The organism is Novosphingobium sp. AAP1 (assembly GCF_001295765.1).
Classification (GTDB): Bacteria; Pseudomonadota; Alphaproteobacteria; order Sphingomonadales; family Sphingomonadaceae; genus Novosphingobium; species Novosphingobium capsulatum.
Genome location: NZ_LJHO01000038.1, coordinates 1 through 3,059, shown reverse-complemented (window position 1 = coordinate 3,059; position 3,059 = coordinate 1). Strand labels below are relative to the sequence as shown.

The window sequence follows — 3,059 nt, the reverse complement described above, 5'->3', positions numbered from 1 at the left end:
CAGTTCCGGCCATGCGCAAGCATGGTCTGGTATTGGCGTATTGTACGCCTCTTTGACATTGTGAATGGGTTTTTTAGATCGATGCCGTGGCGCATGGATCGACGATTACGGTCGTCGTTCAATTGCGTTCACACATTATGGGCAACGGTCGTGTGGCGAGAGCCATATGATGCGTTGTTCGATCTGGCTGAGATATCGTCCGCACCTGGCACACCGCAAGCGTTATGCAGGCTTGTTGGTGATGGTGTGGATTCTCAAGCGTGAGGTAAGAGCATCTGGTGGATGCCTTGGCATGTACAGGCGAAGAAGGACGTGGCACGCTGCGATAAGCGTCGGGGAGCTGTGAGCGAGCTTTGATCCGGCGATTTCCGAATGGGGAAACCCACCTTCACCATTTCTTCTGTCACCCTGGCAACAGGGTGGTTGGAGAGGTGGATAAGGTATCACCTTAGTGAATATATAGCTTTGGTGAAGCGAACCCGGGGAACTGAAACATCTCAGTACCTGGAGGAAAAGACATCAACCGAGATTCCGTTAGTAGTGGCGAGCGAACGCGGACCAGGCCAGTGCCTCATCTTCAACTAGCAGAACTGTCTGGAAAGGCAGGCCATAGCGGGTGATAGCCCCGTATGCGAAAGTGATGGATGAGGCCTCGAGTAGGGCGGGACACGTGAAATCCTGTCTGAACATGGGGGGACCACCCTCCAAGCCTAAATACTCGTACATGACCGATAGCGAACTAGTACCGTGAGGGAAAGGTGAAAAGCACCCCGATGAGGGGAGTGAAACAGTACCTGAAACCGGATGCTTACAAGCAGTAGGAGCCCCATAGGGGGTGACTGCGTACCTCTTGCATAATGGGTCAGTGACTTAGTTTATCGAGCAAGCTTAAGCCGTTAGGTGTAGGCGTAGCGAAAGCGAGTCTGAATAGGGCGCTGGAGTTCGATGAATTAGACCCGAAACCCGGTGATCTAGGCATGACCAGGCTGAAGGTGCGGTAACACGCACTGGAGGGCCGAACCGTTCAATGTTGAAAAATTGTCGGATGAGTTGTGTTTAGGGGTGAAAGGCCAATCAAACCGGGAAATAGCTGGTTCTCCGCGAAATCTATTGAGGTAGAGCGTCGGACGTATACCGTTGGGGGTAGAGCACTGGATGGATGCGGGGGTCGCGAGATCTACCAACTCTAACCAAACTCCGAATACCAACGAGATTTATCCGGCAGACAGACGGCGGGTGCTAAGGTCCGTCGTCAAAAGGGAAACAGCCCTAACCTACAGCTAAGGTCCCCAAGTCACGTCTAAGTGGGAAAGCATGTGGGAATCCCAAAACAACCAGGATGTTGGCTTAGAAGCAGCCATCATTTAAAGAAAGCGTAACAGCTCACTGGTCTAACTAAGGGTTCCTGCGGCGAAGATGTAACGGGGCTCAAGACGTGCACCGAAGCTTAGGGTTCAGATCTTTGATCTGAGCGGTAGCGGAGCGTTCCGTAGGCCTGCGAAGCGGAAGGGTAACCGACCGTGGAGGTATCGGAAGTGCGAATGCTGACATGAGTAGCGATAAAGAGGGTGAGATGCCCTCTCGCCGAAAGACCAAGGGTTCCTGCTTAAAGCTAATCTGAGCAGGGTGAGCCGGCCCCTAAGACGAGCCCGAAGGGGGTAGTCGATGGGAACCACGTTAATATTCGTGGGCCTGGAGATGAGTGACGGATCTCTTAAGTTGTCAGTTCTTATTGGATTGAACTGGCTGCGACGAGGTTCCAGGAAATAGCCTCTCCATATAGACCGTACCCGAAACCGACACAGGTGGTCAGGTAGAGTATACCAAGGCGCTTGAGAGAAGTATCCTGAAGGAACTCGGCAAATTGCCTCCGTACCTTCGGAAGAAGGAGGCCCCACATATGCGCAAGCACTTGTGGGGGGCACAGGCCAGGGGGTAGCGACTGTTTAGCAAAAACACAGGACTCTGCTAAGTCGGCTTCAAGACGACGTATAGGGTCTGACGCCTGCCCGGTGCCGGAAGGTTAAGAGGAGGAGTGCAAGCTCCGAATTGAAGCCCCGGTAAACGGCGGCCGTAACTATAACGGTCCTAAGGTAGCGAAATTCCTTGTCGGGTAAGTTCCGACCTGCACGAATGGCGTAACGACTTCCCCACTGTCTCCAGGATATGCTCAGCGAAATTGAATTCTCCGTGAAGATGCGGAGTACCCGCGGTTAGACGGAAAGACCCCGTGCACCTTTACTGCAGCTTCAGAGTGGCATTAGGAAAGAATTGTGTAGCATAGGTGGGAGGCTTTGAAGCACTGGCGCCAGCCGGTGTGGAGCCATAGGTGAAATACCACCCTGTTGTTTTCTGATGTCTAACCCAGCACCGTCATCCGGTGCGGGGACCCTCTGTGGCGGGTAGTTTGACTGGGGCGGTCGCCTCCTAAAGAGTAACGGAGGCGCGCGATGGTAGGCTCAGGACGGTTGGAAACCGTCTGTTCAGAGTGCAATGGCATAAGCCTGCCTGACTGCGAGACTGACGAGTCGAGCAGAGACGAAAGTCGGTCATAGTGATCCGGTGGTCCCTCGTGGAAGGGCCATCGCTCAACGGATAAAAGGTACGCCGGGGATAACAGGCTGATGATTCCCAAGAGCTCATATCGACGGAATCGTTTGGCACCTCGATGTCGGCTCATCACATCCTGGGGCTGGAGCAGGTCCCAAGGGTTTGGCTGTTCGCCAATTAAAGTGGTACGTGAGCTGGGTTCAGAACGTCGCGAGACAGTTTGGTCCCTATCTGCCGTGGGCGTCGATACTTGAGAGGAGTTGCCCCTAGTACGAGAGGACCGGGGTGAACATGCCTCTGGTGTACCTGTCGTTCCGCCAGGAGCGCAGCAGGGTAGCTATGCATGGACGGGATAACCGCTGAAAGCATCTAAGCGGGAAGCCTCCCTCAAGATAAGGTATCATCGAGTCGTGGTAGACCACCACGTTGATAGGCCGGGTGTGGAAGTGCGGTAACGCATGAAGCTAACCGGTCCTAATCACTCTTATCATGCTTGTAGAATCCACACC

At 53.8% G+C, this 3,059-nt stretch carries 1 rRNA gene; it reads left to right on the top strand.

The features are described from left to right. The first annotated feature begins 255 nt into the window (after positions 1-255). A 23S ribosomal RNA gene (locus IP65_RS20615) occupies positions 256-3,048 on the top strand. The last annotated feature ends 11 nt before the right edge of the window (positions 3,049-3,059 follow it).